Source organism: Sutcliffiella sp. FSL R7-0096 (assembly GCF_038595065.1).
Taxonomy (GTDB): Bacteria; Bacillota; Bacilli; order Bacillales; family Bacillaceae_I; genus Sutcliffiella_A.
Genome location: NZ_CP152003.1, coordinates 3,034,246 through 3,053,696 on the forward strand (window position 1 = coordinate 3,034,246; position 19,451 = coordinate 3,053,696).

Consider the following 19,451-nt stretch of genomic DNA (forward strand, 5'->3'; position numbering starts at 1 on the left):
GTCCTCCCTCTTGCAGTTGCACAATTAGAGCATCTTGTACAACCTATGCCGAGGAGGTTGAAAGAAGAAGTAAATTTAATTTGAAAGGAATGAGGGAATTGAGGGAATGCTAGCGAAAGGATTAAATCGGGAAAGGTGTGGATGTCATGAAAGGTATCGGTAAAGTTTTTTGGATTTCCGTTATCATTGCTGCTTTGTTTGTTTTGGTTGGGGTTATTTTTCCCGAGCCCTTTAGTAATGGAATGGATCAGGCAAACTCATTCATTCTAAATGCTTTTGGCTGGTTTTATCAGCTGGCGGCTACTTTCTTTCTTTTATTTGCTCTGTTTCTTATCTTCAGCAAATACGGCAAGATAAAGCTTGGCAAAGACAAGGACCTTCCTGATTACTCTACCTTGACCTGGTTTGCGATGCTGTTCAGTGCAGGAATGGGTATTGGACTTGTTTTCTATGGGGTAGCAGAGCCTATCTCTCACTTTGCCACTCCACCTCTTGGGGAGGGTGGTACGGCAGCTTCTGCTAAATTAGGACTTCGTTACACCTTTTTACATTGGGGGTTTCATGCTTGGGCCATTTATGCCACTATCGCTCTTTCCATCGCGTATTTCAAATTTAGAAAAGATGCACCCGGATTGATGAGCGCTACGTTGTACCCCCTATTAGGGGAGAAAACAAATGGGACGGTCGGAAAAGTTGTAGATATTGTTGCCGTGTTTGCCACTGTCTTTGGAGTCTGTGCTTCATTGGGTCTTGGGGCGCAACAAATAAATGGCGGACTCAATTATCTGTTTAACATCCCAAATAATTTTGCCATCCAACTGACCATTATGGCAATTGTGACCGTTTTATTCCTTATTTCGGCAGGAACTGGTCTGTCCAAAGGAATCAAGTATTTAAGTAACACCAACATGATTCTAGCAACGCTTCTCCTATTTGCAATGCTGTTTATCGGCCCTACTACTTTCTTATTAAATCTATTTACCACTACACTTGGTGACTATGTCCAAAACCTCCCGAGCATGGGACTCCGCCTTGCTCCATTCAATAATGAAAATGCCGAATGGATTGAAGGGTGGACGATTTTCTATTGGGCTTGGTGGATTTCTTGGTCGCCATTTGTCGGAACGTTTATAGCCAGGGTGTCAAAGGGTCGAACTGTGCGGGAGTTTGTTATAGCAGTTTTATTGGTGCCAACACTTGTGTGTGCATTCTGGTTCAGTGTCTTTGGCGGGACTGGCATTCATATGGAGTTAATGGAAGGTGCCCAGGTTTCCGCCCAAAGCTTTGAAACTGCTCTATTTTATGTCTATAAACTACTGCCTTTCGGAACAATCTTATCCATTATTACTATCCTTCTGATTGCCACCTTTTTCATCACAAGTGCGGATTCCGCTACATTTGTGTTAGGAATGCAGACAACCAATGGAAATATCAACCCTCCATTTTACGTAAAATTGACATGGGGATTAATTCTTTCTACTTCTGCTGTAGTGTTGATGTATTCAGGAGGATTGGAGGGGCTGCAGACAGCTATCATTGTAAGTGCTTTTCCACTGACATTCGTATTACTAATGATGGCCTTTGCGATTGTTAAAGCTTTTCGGTTGGAGGTTAAAGGAAAGGTACCTTTGAAGAAGACCAAGGAGAGTTGAGTGTTCAAAATTAATTAGACTACATTGATGAAGGGAAGTATGGCTATGAACTTTAAAAGTGAATTACAAGAAGCGCAAGATATCATTCATAAAGCACACCATCATTTAAAACAAGTCAGTTCAAATGCTACAGAGTCAGAAGCATGTTATTTTGCTATAGACGAGCTTGTAAAGGCTCAACAGAAAATCCAACAGGTTCAACAACAAATCAATGAATAGACAGACATGAAATAATAGGGAAAACAAAAAGTACGCATTCTCCAAAGAGAAAATGCGTACTTATTTTTATTCAAATCGATTCCAAGTTAAAACATCATCAAGAGGAAGACGTGTTTTCTCAAAACCAGCTTTGGATCCTTTACCTAGAGAGATTAACATAATGGCCTCATAGTTTTCTGGAACATTGAATGCTTTTAAGAATTGCGCTTCGTCATAACCGCCCATTGGTACTGTATCATAGCCTTTGGCTTTTGCTGCCAGCATTAATTGCATAGCGACAAGTCCACCATCAATATGAGCAATTTTCGCTAAGCGTTCTTTTGAAAAGTTCCCGTAACCATCAAGAATGCTGTTAACATACATGTCTTTAACGTCTTCAGGCATTCTTCCCTTTTCGGCAATTGCACTATAGATACGGTCCGCATTTTTGTAAGCTTCTCGGTCTCCAAGCACAGCAATGACAACGGAAGCTTCTACAATTTGTTGCTGATTATTGGCGATTGGCAACAAACGCTCTTTTTCTTTTTGATCTTCAATAACTAAAAATCTCCATGGTTGAAGATTGCTAGATGATGGTGCTAACGTAGCTATTTCTAAAATTTCAAGGATTTCACTTTTATCCATTTTGAATGCAGGATCATATTGACGCACTGAACGGCGTTCTTTTGCGACTGTCAGAAAGTCTGTATTCTCTAACTGCTTTGGAGCTTCTTTCGTTGTATCGATTTCTTTTACTTTATTTAAATACTCTTCTTTGCTCATCGAATTATTAGACATAATCATTCCCCTTTAACTGTATTTTCTACAAGAACAGTATAATTTGTTAACTGTTCTTTTGTCAACTACAGTTAAACAACAAAAAATAAAAAAGCGAAACAGCAATGCTTCGCTTTTTCATCGTTTCATTAAATCAGCTATGGTCTTTTGTTCCAAACCAGCTACGACCCAACCTTCCATCTCATCACGGAGTGTACAGAGGGATTCGCGCGTAGTAGCAGCAAAGCATTCTTTACTTTCTACATTAAAAAATCCTTTAGGAAATGTTTCTGCTTTCATTGCATCATATACTTCGGACAATTTTATTTCACTAGGGTCTTTCACAAGAAAATACCCACCGTCACGGCCTTCTTTAGCCTGTATTAACTCGGTTTTGACGAGATGTCTTAAGATTTTTCTCAAAAAGACAGATTTAGAATTAAGCTTCTCTGCCAATTCTCCGCTCGGACATCGGCCTTCATTATTAGCAAGCACCACGAGTGCCTGAATGGCCATACTGAACCACTTTGTACTCGTTACCTTTTCACTCATTGTTTCACCTCTTCATCTACCCTTTATTCTGAAACATCTCCCATAAAAAGTCAAAGTGTTTAGGAAGTGGGTAGATGACAAGGGATACAAAAGTCGATTAGTTTATTCAATTATCGCTCCCAGATAATTCTCTGCCTCAACAGTAACCATTAGGGTAATTCACTTTTCTGCCAAAGTGTTGTAAGTCTTTCAATGTCACCATATTCATTTAAACCAACTCAAATCTTCTCCGCAAATGGAATCAACTGATATAATGCTACGCGAAATCCTATAATACTGGCTTACATTTTGGATGGATGGTTTCTTTTACTAAAAAACAAGTAAATGTAAACTACTATAAATCCTAAAGGCCTCGCAGCTCGAAGATCCTTCCTTTGTAACTAGAGAAAAAATTGGACCGATGTGTTTGCTGATCATAAAGTAAATTATATGGTCTACTATCTAATTAATACCAATTATTACAAAATGGCTTATCTTATTCGAAGAAAACTTTTCCATTCCAAAAGAGAAATTAATATAGGAGTGCTCCCTTACACATAACTATCATCAGTAGGATTTATTGCATAATTAAAAGGAACATGACTAAAAATACAATAGAATTACTATTTCTAAGTTAAATTGACCAAATGACATTCCAGGAAAAAGAGAGGATTTAAATTGCTAACGGAAATAAAGGATATGGATCATTTTAAAGAATTATCAGGAAGATCTTATGATTTTAAAACGACAACTATTTCTCTCTCCAATCAAGACATTAGTATATCCTATTTCAATACTCTAATTGATGAAAAAATTCTTCAGCAACAAGTAATTCATGCAATACAAAACCGCGCTTTGGATTCTGAACTAAAAAAATTGGAGGACTTGTTAACCTGGATTTCGGTTGACGATATAGAGATTACTGATAAGTTCCAGGATATACAATCAAAAGTACTTAAAGGATATGCAGCCATCCATTTCAATAATAACCATATAGACAAGTATGTTTTAGTTAACATGTCTACCAAAAAAGGGATGCGCGAAACTAATGATACTGAAAATGAATTTAGTGTTGTTGGTCCAAAAGTAGGGTTCGTAGAAGATATTAGTACTAACATACGTTTGCTGAGAGCTCAAATAAACATTCCAAATTTGATTGTAAAGGACTTTACTATTGGTACAGTGTCCAAAACCAAAGTCGCAATTATTTATATAGAAGGAGTAACAAATAAGCAATATATTGAGACTGTTGAACAACGGCTATGCGATATGGATTTTGATGTTGTGTTTGATTCATCTCAGCTGGAGCAAATTATTTCAGACAATTCTAAGTCTCCTTTCCCAATATTCCTCTCAACAGAACGGAGAGATCGTGTAGTATATTCACTGATCAGTGGACAGGTAGCCATAACATGTGAGGGTTCCCCCTATTTTGTTACTGGGCCTTCAAGCATATTTGATTCTTTCATCTCCCCGGAGGACTATTATTTACCCTGGGTTTTAGGATCATTTTTTCGAATAATCCGTATTCTCGGAGTGCTTTTCTCTTTATTTGCCTCATCAATGTATTTAGTTTTAACTACTTATCATTACGAAGTCATTCCAATGGATTTGCTTGGTCCACTTATCTTTTCTAGGCAGGACGTTCCTTTTCCGCCTGTAATTGAAGTTTTATTTTTAGAGGTAACAATCGAGTTCCTTCGAGAAGCAGGTGCAAGATTACCTACTAAAATCAGCCAAACATTGGGTATTGTAGGTGGCGTTATACTTGGTCAAGCAGCGGTTGAAGCAGGATTAACAAGTAATATCCTCATTATTATTACTGCTCTATCTGCGTTAGCTTCGTTTACGACTCCCTTATTTAAGATGTCTAACACCATTCGTTTTCTACGCTTTCCAATTATTATCCTTTCGTCACTATGGGGAGGAATTGGAATGTTTATTGGCATAACCTTCATTCTCGTCCATCTAACTCAATTAAAATCATTGGGTGCTCCCTACACCGTTCCTTTATTTCCACTAAGAATGAATGATTGGGGGGATAGTTTTATACGTTCTTCTTATAAAAATCTGAATAAAAGACCAGGGTATTTAAGATCTAGCTCTATTTTAAGATACGTTATTAATACAGATAAATTAAAAAAGGACTTTACTAATGAATAGAAGGAGTAAGCCAACTATGGCTAAGACTACATTTATTACTTTGATGATCGTTTTGAGCACATGTTTACCTGGTTGTATTCCCAAGCAGAAAGTGGTTGATGATATTGAACTCCCCCAAATCCTTAGTATTGATATTGATGGAAAAAGCTATAAGGGGGCGGTTCTCATTCCTCGCTATAAGGCAATGGGGGATACAGAATTCAAACTGATAGATACTGTTTCCAGTTCTAATTATGATCTCATTCCAAGAATAAGCCGTAGGACAAAACATCAAGTTGAAAAAGGTCAATTGGGAATGGTGTTATTAGGAAATGACTATTCAGAAAAGGGAATTGGAGATCAATTACAAAGTTTGACTCGAGATCCAAAAATCCCTTCAATGCTTCAACTCGGAGTAGCAGAGGGTAACGCAGCAGAATTATTGGATATAATACAAAATTCAGGAGAGCCCTTTTTTTTATCCTATATGGTCGAACAAAATATTAAAAACGGTAATCTACCGAAGATGAATCTACATGAAGCATTAATCAATTATTATGGAGAAGGACGCGATATGTTCCTTCCATTTTTTAAGGAGGAACAAGGAGAAGTAAAGATTGATGGGTTAGCTTTATTTAAAAAGGATAAGAAGATAATTAATATTAACAATGAAGAAGCATTTTTACTAAATTTGCTTCTTAAAAACTCTAAAATTGGGAGTTATATGGTTCCAGGTACAGAAGAATCATTAAATGAAGGTCATGAGAAGCAAATTTTAATTCATATTAACAAATCAAAAGTGTCTAAGAATGTAAAAATGGAAGAATTCCCTCCCTCCATTTCCATCCGATTAGAAATGAATGTCAGAGTGGAGGAAATCCCAGATTTAGCCGAATTAAAGTCAAAGGATAAGGTAGCTAAACTCGAAAAAAAAATGGAACTCCATTTTGAAAAAGAAATTCAAAAATTACTATCTTCTTTACAGGAAAATAATGTGGATCCTGTCGGTTTCGGGGACTTAATTAAACATAAATCTAAGGATTTGAATTCTAAAGAACTAAATGAAATGTATCCAGAAATCAATACACATTTACGTGTTAACGTCACAATAAATCAATCAGGAACTACAGAATAAATCAGTTGATACTAAAAGGGAGATCGATTATTTATGAAGAATCCGATTGATGAAAAATATAAAATATCACCATTCTTCATTGTATTTTTAATATATGTCAGCATGGTCGGTGTAGGTATATTGAACTTCCAACACAACCTTGTCAAAAGAATGGGAAATGAATCTTGGATGACTGTCCTTCTGTTGGGAATAAGTATTCACTTGATTATCTGGATGATCTACAAGATTCTACTCCTAAAACAAGAAGGGATTGATATTACCCATATTAATACTTTATGTTTTGGAAAAATACTTGGGAGTACAATAAATGTAGCAATTATTCTTTATTTTTACATAGGGGTTTTTATTGAATTTCGTGCCTATAATGAGGTTGTTCAAGTTTGGGTCTTTCCAGAAATGAATACGTTACTTATGGGGATCGTATTATTATTACTTATATATTATACGGTATCTGGAGGGTTTCGAAGCGTTACCGGACTTAGTTTCTGGGGAATGGTGATTTCATATTTAATAGTCATTCCGTTCATACTTTTGCTACTCCCCCATCTCCATCCACGGAACCTCATGTCATTCAATGACCATTCAATGCCCGAATTCCTCTCCTCGTTCAAGAGCACACTTTATTTATTCATGGGGTTTGAAGCGATCCTTGTCTATTACCCTTTTATAAAAACTCCAGAAAGATCGCAAAAATGGGCACATCTCACTGTGCTATTTATAACCTCTTTCTATTTGTTAACAACGCTCATAACGTTGATGTTTTTCGGTGTAGACTATAATCTTCATCTTCTATGGCCGACGCTCACTATGCTTAAAATCATACAAGTACCTATTCTGCAAAGATTAGAATATTTAGCGATATCGGTTTGGTTGATCAAAATTTTGGCAAACATTTCTCTCGGGCTTTGGGTAGCGAGCCGAGGAATGATGAACGCCTTCAATACTAAGCGGCGTACAAGCCTCTTGATTTTTCTCATTGGAATGCTGATTGCAGGTCTATTCGTAAAGGATTACAAGAGTATTCGCCTGTTAACAGATTATCATTCAACTATGGGAATGTATTTTCTTTATATCTATATTCCTATCATGTTTTTCATTACACGATTAAAGAAATTTTAGCTCCCAACATAATGATTCGCTATTGCTGATTAGTTCTTACCTGCGAACGCATAAACCATGTCTCGAAGATATTTTGCAAGATGTACTTATTCTAGCTTTAGTTTGATAAACATCAGTCTCAGTCACCTCGACTGTGAGGAGATCACCCGAGCAAGATGATTACATGTTAATTTATATGATGGATTGACTCGGCAAACTATGCTTTTGCTGAGTCAAGCATCTATTTTTGAACAACTGTGTACCATTTGAAGCAATTAGGAAGTATAAATTACAACTTATCTGTCTGACCTAATTGGTTTAATATAATAAAATCTAGTTGTTCAATATTGTTAACGAATAGTAGGTATGTTAAAAAATTCCACTTGCGAATACGGGAGTTTTACCACGGAAGGATTAAATTCTGTTTGGATAGGTGCAACCCCTTTAATTATCTTTACCGGCTGTATTTCCCATTGCAATTGATATTCTGTTCCAACTATTGATCTGATTTATAATCAATACTAGATCAACATATTGTTTCTCATCAAAATGTTCCCGGACACGACTGTATAGGTTATTCGGTACTTTTTTGGTTGGAATTAGAGTGATGTGTTCGGTAAGTTCTAGGGCTACTTTTTCTTTCGGCGAATAAAATTCGCATTCTTCCCAAGCGTTCAGGCAATAAATTCGCTGTTCAGTTTCTCCCATTTTCCTAGCATCGGATGTATGCATGTTAATGCAGAATGCACACCCATTAATTTGAGAAGCACGGATCTTTATAAGCTCCCGAAGTTTGCGTTCAATCTTTGTATTTTTTGTATATTTCTCCATATCCATCATAATTTTCATAGCATCAGCAGCAACTTCATAATAGGCAACTCTTTGAGTCATAAGCCATCTCCCTTTAGAATTATTTAACTGTATTCTCCCCAATGTATGGGAGTAATAAAGTATGAATCTTAAACTTTGATACACATAATTGGATTTTTCATTCATCCTAAATAGAATTTAATTTATCGAACGTTCAATTATAGATGTTTTCAAACATCTCTTTATCTAGACATTTTTTTCATAGGATAGGTTTATATGTGAACAATGATGTGAATGAATTTAGAATATTTCAAAACATAGCTGGCGATAAGCGTAATGAAAATGTTAAGAATAATGAGAGCAAAATGCAAAAGGAAAAAGAATTTTCCTGGGTAACCTCAAAGAAAACTTTGTATTACTCTCCCTCTCCTCACCGGTATCTTGGAACGTCTTAAACAGCACTAAGTTCAGATAAAAAAAAGACTGATCCGGTCTCTTTTTTTCGAAAATAATTGTAAAAATGGATGTCTATCGGAATAGTGTGGACTTAATCTGTTTAATAACAGATTCTAAATAAGACTTATCTTGAAACAATCGACTTAATGCTAAGGATCCTTCCAAAGAACAGAGAATATAGATAGCTAATTGTTGATCATCTAAGTCATTGTCTATGTCTTTCTGTTTTTGTCCATATTCAATAATTCTCTGAATTAGATTTAATATTCCGGAGAAGCCATCTTTTATGGAATCCTCAAAATCCACTTTCGAATCATCTGCTTCTATGGCAGCATTCATTAGTGGACACCCTCCTACTACTATATTATTTTCGTACAATGAACAAAAGATGGATATAAAAGCGTCAAGCTGTTCATAGGCTGTGTCTTTTGATGCAACTGCTTCATAGTATTTTTCTTTTAATAAGTTTTTTGAATGCGAAAAAGATTCTTTTGCCAATGTATCTTTGTTTTCAAAATGATTATATATCCCACCTTTTTTAAGGCCAGTCGCATTCATAATATCTGAAATTGAGGTCATTTTATAACCAGTTATGTTAAACAATACAGATGACTTTTCTATGATGTGTGTTCTAGTTTTTTTTCCTTTATTCAAAATACCACTTCCTCCAAAAAAAGAACAATCGGTCTTTTTTAATGATATTACTTAGGCATACTTGTGTCAAGTATCAGCAGTGTGCAACATAGGAGAATAGTGTTTCACCTGGCAGAACTTGCGACCTTTATTTGATTGGGAATAATTGGTCCTAGCCCGCCATTACCTTTATAGTCAGATTTTGACCTTTTCACTCAACCTCAATAAGAAAGGAAAGATCCCCTTCACCTAAATGGATAAAGGGGATCTTTGTGAAAATTTTAGAAAACGGAAATAGGTTAAGTTGCTTCAATCAATATCAAGACATACAGATAAGAACCGGCACTTATTTCATTTTACTTATGGGAACTTTGAATATCCATAACAACCCTATAGTTATCAATACTGCCAATACATAGGTCAGTAATGGTCTTTTATGATGAAGTCTTAATATGGGCAATGAATACAGATAAAAAAATATAGACCACTTTATATTCCAACCATTATGAAAGGTTATGAGGCCCGCTTTGTTGTTGATAAATTCAATGAGAGATAAAAATGCTGCCCAAAAAATAATCCAGGCACCTTGCTTGACCTTACCAGATGGATATCGACCTAGATAGATAAGTACAATGCAAGGATAAAATATAAACATCACGATCATATTGTTCAAAGTATGATTAGGTATAAGAGAGGTAGGCTCGTATTGCCACAACGTGTAATTATATGTTAGAAAATTATATAATAAATCAAGTAAGATGAAAAACAAGATGGTAGATTGGTACTTCTTCCAATTCCGCCAATCCCCCCATCGCCATGCAGCAAATATCCACAGGATTATTCGTATAATCATGAACATATAATCCCCTCCTAATTAAAAAAATTACCTCTATTGTCTCAATATTTCCGATTTATATTACATTATTAATAAATTGAAGGGCCTTTTACTCAATAGAATATAATATCGAGAGGTAGAGTTTGGTACTTCACAGATTATATATGATATACATCCGGTGCTTAATGTGGAGTAACCCGATTTTACACTCTAATTCTTCTTTTTCTTTTATATTTTCTTTCAATTGTTCCATTTCCAATTCAATTTCTTTATAATCTTCTAACACACCTAAAAGTTGCAACTTCCACTTTCGACTTTTATAACTTTTCTGAAATTCACTTAAGTTTTTTAATGCTTTCTCCCATTGTTCGTCATCAATGTAGTCATGTAACTCATCAATTTTGTAGAAAAGCAATTCATCTTTTTCAGTTATCGTTACATTACTACATCCTGTTGTCATTAAAATTAGAATAATAATGATTCCGAAAGATCTACTTAGTACTACCACAATAAACACTCCTTAAATATTTTTCCATTTTCAGTATGTTTAGTATTAGCTTTCCCAATAATGGAAAAGTATAATATTTTATTGGAATTAGGAGTGAACTAGATGAATGAATTAGGTCTTGTATTTATCCGAGGGCTTGCCGGATTTTTTTTATTGTTTATTTTAGCCCGAATTATGGGAAAGAAACATATTGTAGACATGACGTATTATGAATATATCGTTGGTATTGCTATCGGGGGAATAGCGGCTGAGTTAACTTTCGGTACGGAAGTAAGAATGTCAAATTTTATTTTTGGGATGATTATTTGGGCAACCCTACCGATGATTGTCTCTAAGATTGAATTAAAATCATTTCGCTTTCGTAAACTTACAGAAGGAAAGCCGACCGTTTTGATACAGAATGGAAAGGTATTTGAAGAAAATTTAAAAAAGGAAGATTTAACAGTCGATGAACTGATGATACACCTACGGCAAAAAGGTGCATTTAAACTATCTGAAATTGAAACAGCTATCATGGAGGTAAGTGGACAAATAAGTGTCATGAAAAAAACAAACAATCAACCCTTAACCCCAAAAGATGTCGGGTTGATAGTAGAACAAGAGCACCAGCCACGTATTGTAATCATTGATGGAAGTGTTATGGAAAAAAGTTTGAGTAGATACGGTTATACGAATGAATGGCTGTTGGGGGAAATCATGAAGCAGGGTGCAAAGGGTTTTTCAGATGTATTTTTGGCGCAAATTGATTCCATGGGAAATGTTTATGTTGACTTTTATAACGATAAAGCAGATATGCCTAAAATTAAGCAAAAACTATTAGTAACGGCTAATATTAAGCAACTTCAGAGTAATTTAATGAATTTTTCCCTGCAAACAGAAAATACGAAAGCAAAAGAAATGTACCAAACGCATGCCAAACAAATGGATAAGTTAATTGACGATATGTCCGTTTATTTAAAAGAGTAATGTACACAGTCTTTTCATATAATTAAAAGTGTTATTGACGATAATTCACGTAAATAAATTGACGGTGATTTTTGTCCTAACTCTACTGAATATAATGACCATAAGGGATAGGAAGCTCTTTCTATTGAATAACGTAATACCTTCTTTTTCTAAACCGGGGACTTTAAGTACATTTCTTTTTTCATGATTGTGCAATTAAGCTAACCAAGTGTTATTTAAGAATATGCCCCTAAAATGAAAAATAGCGCTGATCCTTGTTTAAGGATCGCGCCCTATAGTGAAATATTACCGAATAGTAAAGTGAAGGAAAATAAAAACTCTCATTTATACATTCTATAAGTAATCTTAATTCGCCACATTTGATTTTATTTTTGTTAAATGACCATTAAAATAATGAGTTAAAGTTTTCCACAATGCTTGCATCGTCCCCGCCTTTTTAAATAATAAGCTAAAATTGCTATCCCTAGAGATATTCCCCATGGCAACCAGAACAAAAAAGGAACAAATTGTCCCCAATTTTCATTGGTAATTGAGCCATTAACCATCATAAGTATGATTTGTGGACTGAGCTTTAGCCCCGTAATCGTGATCATGGCCGACATCAACATTGCAGGAACCATAACAAACCAAATTGGAATTTGTTTACCTGCTAGAAAAAAACACCACCGTGGAAAAATCACTCCCCATCTCTGAATAAGTCCAAGAGTTAGAATTCCACCGCCAATACATAATCCTCCCAGTATGGCTTCAACTATAACATTGTCTTCATTCCCAACCATTGATAAGTCGTTTGTCCCCAAAGGAATTCCTAAAGCCCACGCCCATCGAACAATACCGTATGGCAATGCCATAATAACGGCTAAATAGGTAAACCACTTTCCCCACTTTGCTTTTGCTTTTACTGATGATCCTTCTGTAGCGTCATTCCGGCCACAATTGCCACAAGCATTCTGTGTAAGACGAAAATATGCTATGGCAAAAGCACCCCATATGAACCCACCAACCATACAAAAAACTTGATTAATAACTCTCCAATCCAGAAGATCAAAGTGAAGCAAAAACAAATAAGCAAAGTTCTGCACAATTCGTGAATCTGGAACTATAAATATAAGCGTCACACTCATTATCCAAGCAAAGGAGAGAAATATTGCACGAGGAAAACGACTTCCCCATGTCTTTATCATCGCTATAGCTACCACTGTACCTACCAATCCAGCTATGGCAATGACTGGTCCCCCGACATCAACATTAAGATTTGATAAAAATGATCCCATAATTTCTGCTCGTGAATCGTTTTTACCGAAAGGAAATCCGTTGCCACCTAATATCCAGTACAGCCCGAGTAACCCGTATAGTAGGGACCATAGAGCAGCTGCATACCCAGTCCACTGCGGCCAACGTGACAGCCAGGTAAAATGTGTTGAATTATTGATATTTATTTTCGGTTCCATTTCACCCTCCCTAAAGCATTTTCATAATAATAATTAAAATGTCATACTTCAAGATATAGTAACCCTTTAAAATTAATTAGGTTAACCTTCCAAAAGGATCTTAATATTTTTACATCGCGTTATTCCTAAATTAACCTCCCATTACAATTTATTCCTTGTTTCGTAATGTGACCCTTAACAGGAAAAAGTACTTCCCTTATTCAAAGGGCACTGCAGAATTGCGCCCTTAATAGAATAATTTAAATGGCGTCTTTATCAATGGCTCTTTTCGTAAACTTTGTTGCTTTTACGAATTTTTAAACCGTCTGTTATCTTCCCTACTGTCGTGCTCTTTTCCCGGCTGTACTGAAGAAACTACTTGCACTTTATAGAGTCTGATAGCAGTAAAAAGTCCAATTGCCGACTTTTTACAAGTAAATAGCAACAATCTTTGAGAAAAGAGCCTTATCAATTAACTAATTAGAAACCATTTCCAATATATCTTAGTTTTATATGTACTCGCGATTAAACATATATTTCACCTACCTAGAATTAAAAGGAATAGTTGTATAGAAGTATATGAGAAAAAGCGCAAGAAAATTCTGGTAGAAAAGGAAATGACCCCATGTTATAGTGATTAATATAGGAATGATTCCCTTTCTATATAACAACATTTAAAAGGAGGCCTCGTCATGATTATCAAGTGGGTTCGACTGCGATAATTAAAGGGGCAGGCCAATCATGCTCCAGAAAGAGGTTATTGATCTGCGCCATAGTACCGGCGATTAGATAATAAATAATTCGGGGGTAAAAACATGAGAGAACAGATACTGAAAATAAATAAAGTGGATATATGTACAGAAAGTTTTGGAAACTCTAATGACCCTGCTGTGCTTTTGATCATGGGAGCAATGTCTTCATTAGACTGGTGGGATAGAGACTTCTGTCTCCGTCTCGCTGATCAGGGGAGATTTGTTATTCGGTACGATCATCGGGATGTGGGACGATCGACCATTTATGAGCCGGGTACCTCCAACTATACAATAACGGACATGGCTGACGATGCAGCAGGTGTCCTAGACGCTTATTCCATAGAGCAGGCACATATCGTTGGTATGTCCCTAGGCGGTCTGATCGGACAGATTCTTGCTTTGAGATATCCGGACCGCGTATTTACGCTTACACTAATGGCATCAAGTGTGTTCGGGACTGAAATGGAAAAGCTGCCTCCAATGGATCAGAGCATACTGGATCACCATGCGAAGAGTGCTTCCATAGATTGGGCAAATCGGGAGGCGGCCATTTCCTATCTTGCGGATGGATGGAATAGTCGGTTCCAAACCTTATGAACAGGAAAGAATATATAAACTCGCAGAAAGAGAGGCGAATCGCGCCAAACAGCTACCGAGCAGATTTAATCATGCCATGTTGCAAGGCGGAGACGTGTATTTCGATAGAATGGGTGAGATCAGCGTACCTGTGCTTATTATTCATGGTACAGAAGATCCAGCTCTGCCATATGAGCACGGGCTTGCTCTTGCGAAAGCCATCCCTCATGCTGAATTATTAACTCTTGATGGATCAGGGCATGAGATTCATAGTGAAGACTGGCCTCAAATAATAAATTCAGTTGTAGAGCTTAGTTCGCAATAAAGAATAATTCGATAAGTATGACGGCTGCTTTTTTTTGTACTGTTTTTCACTAATTTTAATAAACCTTTTTAATTTAAAAAGTTAAAAGGATAGATAAATAATTTTGGGGAGCTTCAGGAAAATGGATTTACAATGTTATAGATATCCCTATTAAAAGCCTAATTTCTCAGTGTTATAAACGAGAATTTGGGCTTCCTTTACTTCACAATTGCGCCCTTATAAACGGAATAAAAGATGTGTCTCTGTATACTCTTAAATTGAGCTATTTACAGAGAAAGAGGACTGCTATGATAACCCTCGACTACTCCGTATGCGACCGATTACTGAAAATCGTTTTTAGTAAATATCACCTGAAATTCAAAAGGGCACTCTATTAAACCCTCCGATTACGATACTTTTACCAGATTTCTCTTTAAAAATATCTTCCCTATCGGAGTAAAATGTTTAACTGCATCAATATTGAAACTACTCTAAAGGGCAACTTCTCCCACTCTCATCCTTCCGACCCATTTTTTAAATATTCCTTTTATTTTTACGAAGTCACCTGTATACTAATATCAAATCGAATAATAATAACTAGGGGAGTCCAAAAAGTTGGGCTGAGAGAGAAACACGTTGAAGTTTCTTGACTCTTGGGACCTGATCTGGTTCATACCAGCGTGGGGAAGTTAGAAGCGTCATTAATATTACTACTACTTCTGTATACATATTAGCCGGGTCCAACCATTTATTGGACACCGGCTTTTTTATGTACTTCATTAGCTTTTATAAGCTTTCCTCTTGTTGTGTTCTATATCTAGTCCTTGAATTCAAAAAAGGAGAGATTTATTATGTCAAAGTCAACATCTTCATTAAACGAACAAAGTATTTCCATCATGTCTAATTTTTCAGGTAGCAAAAAAGTATATGTAACAGGCTCTAGATCTGACATTAAAGTTCCAATGCGTGAAATCGAGTTAAGCCCGACAACCGTTACATTTGGAGAAGAGGAAAATCCTCCTGTACGTGTGTATGACACTAGCGGACCTTATACAGACCCTGATTTTTCTGTCGATATTACTAAAGGTCTTCCTGCCCTTCGTAGTTCATGGATTCAAGAACGTGGCGATGTTGAGGAATATGATGGTCGTGAAATCAAGCCTGAGGATAATGGTTATAAAGATGAAAACGACCCTCGCACTAATCATAACGTGTTTCCTGGTTTAAAGCGGAAACCGTTACGGGCCAAAAAAGGGAAAAATGTTACACAATTTCATTATGCTAGAAAAGGAATTATCACGCCTGAAATGGAATTTATCGCAATTAGAGAAAATATGAAACCTGAATTCGTACGTGAAGAAATTGCAAAAGGTCGAGCGATTATTCCTTCTAATATCAACCATCCAGAATCAGAGCCCATGATAATTGGCCGTAACTTTCATGTGAAAATAAATGCTAATATTGGCAATTCTGCTGTTTCATCTTCTATCGAAGAAGAGGTTGAAAAAATGACCTGGGCAACACGCTGGGGTGCTGATAATATTATGGATTTATCAACCGGTAAAAATATCCACACAACAAGGGAATGGATTATTCGTAACTCATCGGTTCCTGTAGGCACTGTTCCAATTTATCAAGCACTTGAAAAAGTAAATGGTGTTGCTGAAGATCTTAACTGGGAGGTTTACCGTGATACCTTAATTGAACAAGCAGAGCAAGGTGTTGATTACTTCACCATTCATGCTGGTGTTCTTTTGCGATATGTCCCGTTAACAGCTAAACGTTTAACAGGTATTGTATCTCGCGGTGGGTCTATCATGGCACAATGGTGTCTACACCACCACAAAGAAAACTTTTTATACACTCACTTTGAAGAAATCTGTGAAATCATGAAATCCTATGATGTTGCATTCTCTTTAGGGGATGGTTTACGTCCTGGGTCTATTGCAGATGCGAATGATGAAGCACAGTTTTCAGAATTAGAGACTCTTGGAGAGCTAACAAAAATCGCATGGGAGCATGAAGTACAGGTGATGATTGAAGGGCCAGGGCACGTACCGATGCACCTAATTAAAGAAAATATGGATAAACAACTGGAAGTGTGTCAGGAAGCGCCATTCTACACACTTGGACCTCTTACGACTGATATTGCTCCTGGTTATGATCACATTACATCTGCTATTGGAGCTGCAATGATTGGTTGGTATGGGACAGCGATGCTTTGTTATGTAACACCAAAAGAACATTTAGGTTTACCTAATAGAGACGATGTTCGTGTAGGGGTTGTCACTTATAAAATTGCCGCACATGCAGCTGATTTGGCAAAAGGACATCCTGGAGCACATAAAAGAGATGATGCCTTATCAAAAGCTCGTTTTGAATTCCGTTGGAGGGATCAGTTTAATTTATCTTTAGATCCTGAACGTGCCATCGAATATCATGATGAAACTTTACCTGCTGAAGGTGCAAAAACAGCACATTTCTGTTCTATGTGTGGACCTAAATTTTGCAGTATGAGAATCTCTCAAGATATTCGTAATTTTGCAAAAGAAAAAGAACTTGATACGAAGGAAGCTATTGAAATAGGTATGAAGGAAAAAGCTGAACAGTTTAAGCAATCTGGTAGTAACATATATCAGTAACTTTCTTAGGGGGTTATAAGGGTGAAGGTCGAAAAAATTGAAGAAGAAATTAATCAACTCAAAACTCGCCTTGCTTTTTTGGAGAAAAGTTTAAAAGAGATCCAGCAAAATTGTAATCATCATTTTAAAGGAAATCAACATCATGTAAAATGTATCAAGTGTAATAAAGTAAATGTTTTATATTATTAGTAAATAAAATGTAGTTGGCTTTTAATTTATGTATGATATGGCAATATAATTTTGCATATTAATAAGACCGCTATATTTAAGTTTTGTATAAAATTTTAATATTTTGCGGTCTTTTACTTTACTAGTTATTCCATTTTAGCGCCTTTCGGAATAACCACCAATCCTTGTTTGTCATTCGTATGATGTATTGAGCTCTCGTTCATCGTTAGCTTAACGAAGAGACCTTGATTTTTTCTTGTTTGAGATTTTTATTTGCTTTCATTTTTAGACAAAATTCAGTCTGGAAACCAATCTTTCCAACCCGTCTTGTCCTCTCTTCATATCAGTCTATGAACAGGGCGGGAAGGCTGTCATAAAGAAAGAACGGAAGCCGCGTTTTCCGCGCAGCTTCCGTCCCGATTTTCCGGACAACTAACTCAAATACAGATTTCGGATGACCCCCATGTGATGAATCTCGTGTCCTGCGATGCCGTACGCAAGGGCACGTGCCGTAATGCTTGCGTTATTGGCTGTGCCTTTGCGGGACCACGCCTCCGCCGTTATCCCGCGCAGCAGTGTGATGGTCGATTGCCGTACGGCCCGGTAGTCTTCGGCCAATTGCGCGGTTGTCCAGTTTTCGAAAGGAGGCATGAACAATTCCTGGTCGAAACCGGACAGAGGCGTCTGGTCCCCTCTTGCGAACCGAAGCAGGCGGTAGGCCATGACGCGTTCTCCGTCTGCGATGTGGCCCACGACTTCTTTTAGCCTCCATTTGCCTTCCGCATACCGATACGCGCCATGGTTTTCGGTCAACGATGCCAGCAGCTCGGTCATTTGCTTTTCCTGGGCGAGCAGAATGTCGATTATGTTGCCATCCGGCACCAACCGGATATACTCTCCGAAGTCCCCGGCATATTCTTCTTCTGACGGTCTTTGATTCATGCGTAATCACCTCTTTATGGAGTTATAGAAAATTAAAATGCTCTTCCAATGCTCTACCGCGATTTTTTTTGCGAATTCGTAATTTCGGCATGTATAATGTATTCGCGAAAGGATAAAACTTTCCTTCCAAGAATTTAGTGTAATCAACCACTTAGTTGGTCGGTGGCCACGCTAAACTGCCCTTTAACTTAATAATAATCATCTCAATTTTTCATAATCTCCACAATAAGTTATTCAATATAATGGCCCTAAAATGAAAAATGAGCGCTAATCCTTGTTTCCAGGATCGCGCCCGATAATAAGAAGCTTATAATCATATGTTATACTACTTATCTATTTCAGTTTTTTACACCGACATGTTCAATTATTCGCTTCATTGCCTGAATCTGTCCCATATGGGCTGCTTCATGCATCAGTGTTATACCCGCCAGCTCTCCAAAGGTTTTACATCCTAGGAATGGCGTTTCCAAGATGTTGTTTAGCTGTTCTGCTGGAATTTGCTGAAGACGAGCCAATTGATCTTTTAACTGTACCATAAGCTCATCCATAGTAGGTACATTCCCCGTCCAATCAGCTGGTTTAGTACCGTTCCCGAACAATTCCATATAGTTTGCAGGAAGATATGTTGTTGCATGAGGAAAACCAAACATTGCTAGTTCAGTAACTGTCAAAACGTGACCTGTATGCCAATGAATGGTGTTGTTGAAACCATCTGGCTGCACATCAGTTTGATTCTTGGAAACAGACCCTACGATCTTGATGAAGTACTCTCTTGTCATTTCAAATTGCTTGAACACAAGTTTGTTCACCTCTTCCTCCCCTTTCACTGATAAATTCACCCATATTATACCATTAAATAAGAGCGAAGAATATAATTAAGGCATCTCTGGCTCTGT

General features: G+C 36.9%; 17 protein-coding genes, 1 pseudogene and 1 riboswitch. Of the genes and pseudogenes, 9 read left to right on the forward strand and 9 right to left on the reverse strand.

Annotation, left to right across the window (positions count from 1 at the left end; genetic code table 11):
• Positions 1-146 precede the first annotated feature (146 nt).
• Together MKY77_RS15575 and MKY77_RS15580 are read left to right on the forward strand one after the other, a co-directional pair.
• Positions 147-1,652, forward strand: coding sequence for a BCCT family transporter (locus MKY77_RS15575; RefSeq protein ID WP_339146750.1), 1,506 nt, complete (start codon positions 147-149; stop codon positions 1,650-1,652).
• 27 nt (positions 1,653-1,679) lie between these two features.
• On the forward strand, positions 1,680-1,871 hold the full coding sequence (locus MKY77_RS15580; RefSeq protein ID WP_342515375.1) for a hypothetical protein: 192 nt from the start codon (positions 1,680-1,682) through the stop codon (positions 1,869-1,871).
• Between the two features lie 66 nt (positions 1,872-1,937).
• Here the strand turns inward: MKY77_RS15580 and MKY77_RS15585 are convergent, their stop codons facing one another.
• Positions 1,938-2,648, reverse strand: coding sequence for a nitroreductase family protein (locus tag MKY77_RS15585; protein WP_339146751.1), 711 nt, complete (start codon positions 2,646-2,648; stop codon positions 1,938-1,940).
• A gap of 117 nt (positions 2,649-2,765) precedes the next feature.
• Positions 2,766-3,179 (reverse strand): Rrf2 family transcriptional regulator, encoded by a 414-nt coding sequence (locus MKY77_RS15590; protein WP_339146752.1) that lies wholly within the window; start codon positions 3,177-3,179, stop codon positions 2,766-2,768.
• A 678-nt stretch (positions 3,180-3,857) separates the two neighbouring features.
• Here MKY77_RS15590 and MKY77_RS15595 point away from each other — a divergent pair.
• From MKY77_RS15595 to MKY77_RS15605, 3 genes are read left to right on the forward strand one after another with little or no spacing between them, the layout of a single operon-like run.
• On the forward strand, positions 3,858-5,321 hold the full coding sequence (locus tag MKY77_RS15595) for a spore germination protein (protein WP_342515376.1): 1,464 nt from the start codon (positions 3,858-3,860) through the stop codon (positions 5,319-5,321).
• A gap of 16 nt (positions 5,322-5,337) precedes the next feature.
• Positions 5,338-6,435: a Ger(x)C family spore germination protein gene (locus MKY77_RS15600; RefSeq protein ID WP_339146754.1), complete on the forward strand. Its 1,098-nt coding sequence runs from the start codon at positions 5,338-5,340 to the stop codon at positions 6,433-6,435.
• 33 nt (positions 6,436-6,468) lie between these two features.
• A complete protein-coding gene (locus tag MKY77_RS15605; RefSeq protein ID WP_339146755.1) occupies positions 6,469-7,554 on the forward strand; it encodes a GerAB/ArcD/ProY family transporter in 1,086 nt (361 codons plus the stop codon).
• Between the two features lie 423 nt (positions 7,555-7,977).
• Here MKY77_RS15605 and MKY77_RS15610 read toward each other — a convergent pair whose 3' ends face one another.
• The 4 genes from MKY77_RS15610 to MKY77_RS15625 all read right to left on the reverse strand — a co-directional run bounded on the left by MKY77_RS15610 (position 7,978) and on the right by MKY77_RS15625 (position 10,775).
• Positions 7,978-8,424, reverse strand: coding sequence for a carboxymuconolactone decarboxylase family protein (locus tag MKY77_RS15610; RefSeq protein WP_339146756.1), 447 nt, complete (start codon positions 8,422-8,424; stop codon positions 7,978-7,980).
• Between the two features lie 447 nt (positions 8,425-8,871).
• Positions 8,872-9,453, reverse strand: a complete 582-nt coding sequence (locus MKY77_RS15615) for a TetR/AcrR family transcriptional regulator (RefSeq protein WP_339146757.1) — start codon at positions 9,451-9,453, stop codon at positions 8,872-8,874.
• Between the two features lie 325 nt (positions 9,454-9,778).
• Positions 9,779-10,291 (reverse strand): CBO0543 family protein, encoded by a 513-nt coding sequence (locus MKY77_RS15620; RefSeq protein ID WP_339146758.1) that lies wholly within the window; start codon positions 10,289-10,291, stop codon positions 9,779-9,781.
• 127 nt (positions 10,292-10,418) lie between these two features.
• The gene (locus tag MKY77_RS15625) at positions 10,419-10,775 is read right to left on the reverse strand and encodes a DUF4363 family protein (protein WP_339146759.1); all 357 of its coding nucleotides are present in this window, start codon (positions 10,773-10,775) and stop codon (positions 10,419-10,421) included.
• Between the two features lie 102 nt (positions 10,776-10,877).
• Here MKY77_RS15625 and MKY77_RS15630 point away from each other — a divergent pair, with 102 nt between their 5' ends.
• Positions 10,878-11,741, forward strand: a complete 864-nt coding sequence (locus MKY77_RS15630) for a DUF421 domain-containing protein (RefSeq protein WP_339146760.1) — start codon at positions 10,878-10,880, stop codon at positions 11,739-11,741.
• Positions 11,742-12,139: 398 nt separating this feature from the next.
• Here the strand turns inward: MKY77_RS15630 and MKY77_RS15635 are convergent, their stop codons facing one another.
• Positions 12,140-13,192, reverse strand: coding sequence for a hypothetical protein (locus tag MKY77_RS15635; protein ID WP_339146761.1), 1,053 nt, complete (start codon positions 13,190-13,192; stop codon positions 12,140-12,142).
• Positions 13,193-13,986: 794 nt separating this feature from the next.
• Between MKY77_RS15635 and MKY77_RS15640 the strand changes: the two are divergent.
• From MKY77_RS15640 to MKY77_RS15650, 3 genes and pseudogenes are all read left to right on the forward strand, one after another.
• A pseudogene (locus tag MKY77_RS15640) lies at positions 13,987-14,824 on the forward strand (alpha/beta hydrolase).
• A 568-nt stretch (positions 14,825-15,392) separates the two neighbouring features.
• Positions 15,393-15,507, forward strand: a riboswitch (TPP riboswitch).
• A 147-nt stretch (positions 15,508-15,654) separates the two neighbouring features.
• The gene (gene thiC, locus MKY77_RS15645; protein ID WP_339146762.1) at positions 15,655-17,445 is read left to right on the forward strand and encodes a phosphomethylpyrimidine synthase ThiC; all 1,791 of its coding nucleotides are present in this window, start codon (positions 15,655-15,657) and stop codon (positions 17,443-17,445) included.
• Positions 17,446-17,466: 21 nt separating this feature from the next.
• Entirely contained in the window at positions 17,467-17,634 is a 168-nt protein-coding gene (locus tag MKY77_RS15650) for a serine protease (protein WP_339146763.1), read from the forward strand.
• A gap of 411 nt (positions 17,635-18,045) precedes the next feature.
• On the opposite strand, the gene MKY77_RS15655 is transcribed toward MKY77_RS15650, so the two are convergent.
• Positions 18,046-18,555, reverse strand: a complete 510-nt coding sequence (locus tag MKY77_RS15655) for a DinB family protein (RefSeq protein ID WP_339146764.1) — start codon at positions 18,553-18,555, stop codon at positions 18,046-18,048.
• A gap of 338 nt (positions 18,556-18,893) precedes the next feature.
• Complete coding sequence (locus MKY77_RS15660; RefSeq protein ID WP_339146765.1) at positions 18,894-19,364, reverse strand: DinB family protein; 471 nt, start codon at positions 19,362-19,364, stop codon at positions 18,894-18,896.
• Positions 19,365-19,451: the final 87 nt, after the last annotated feature.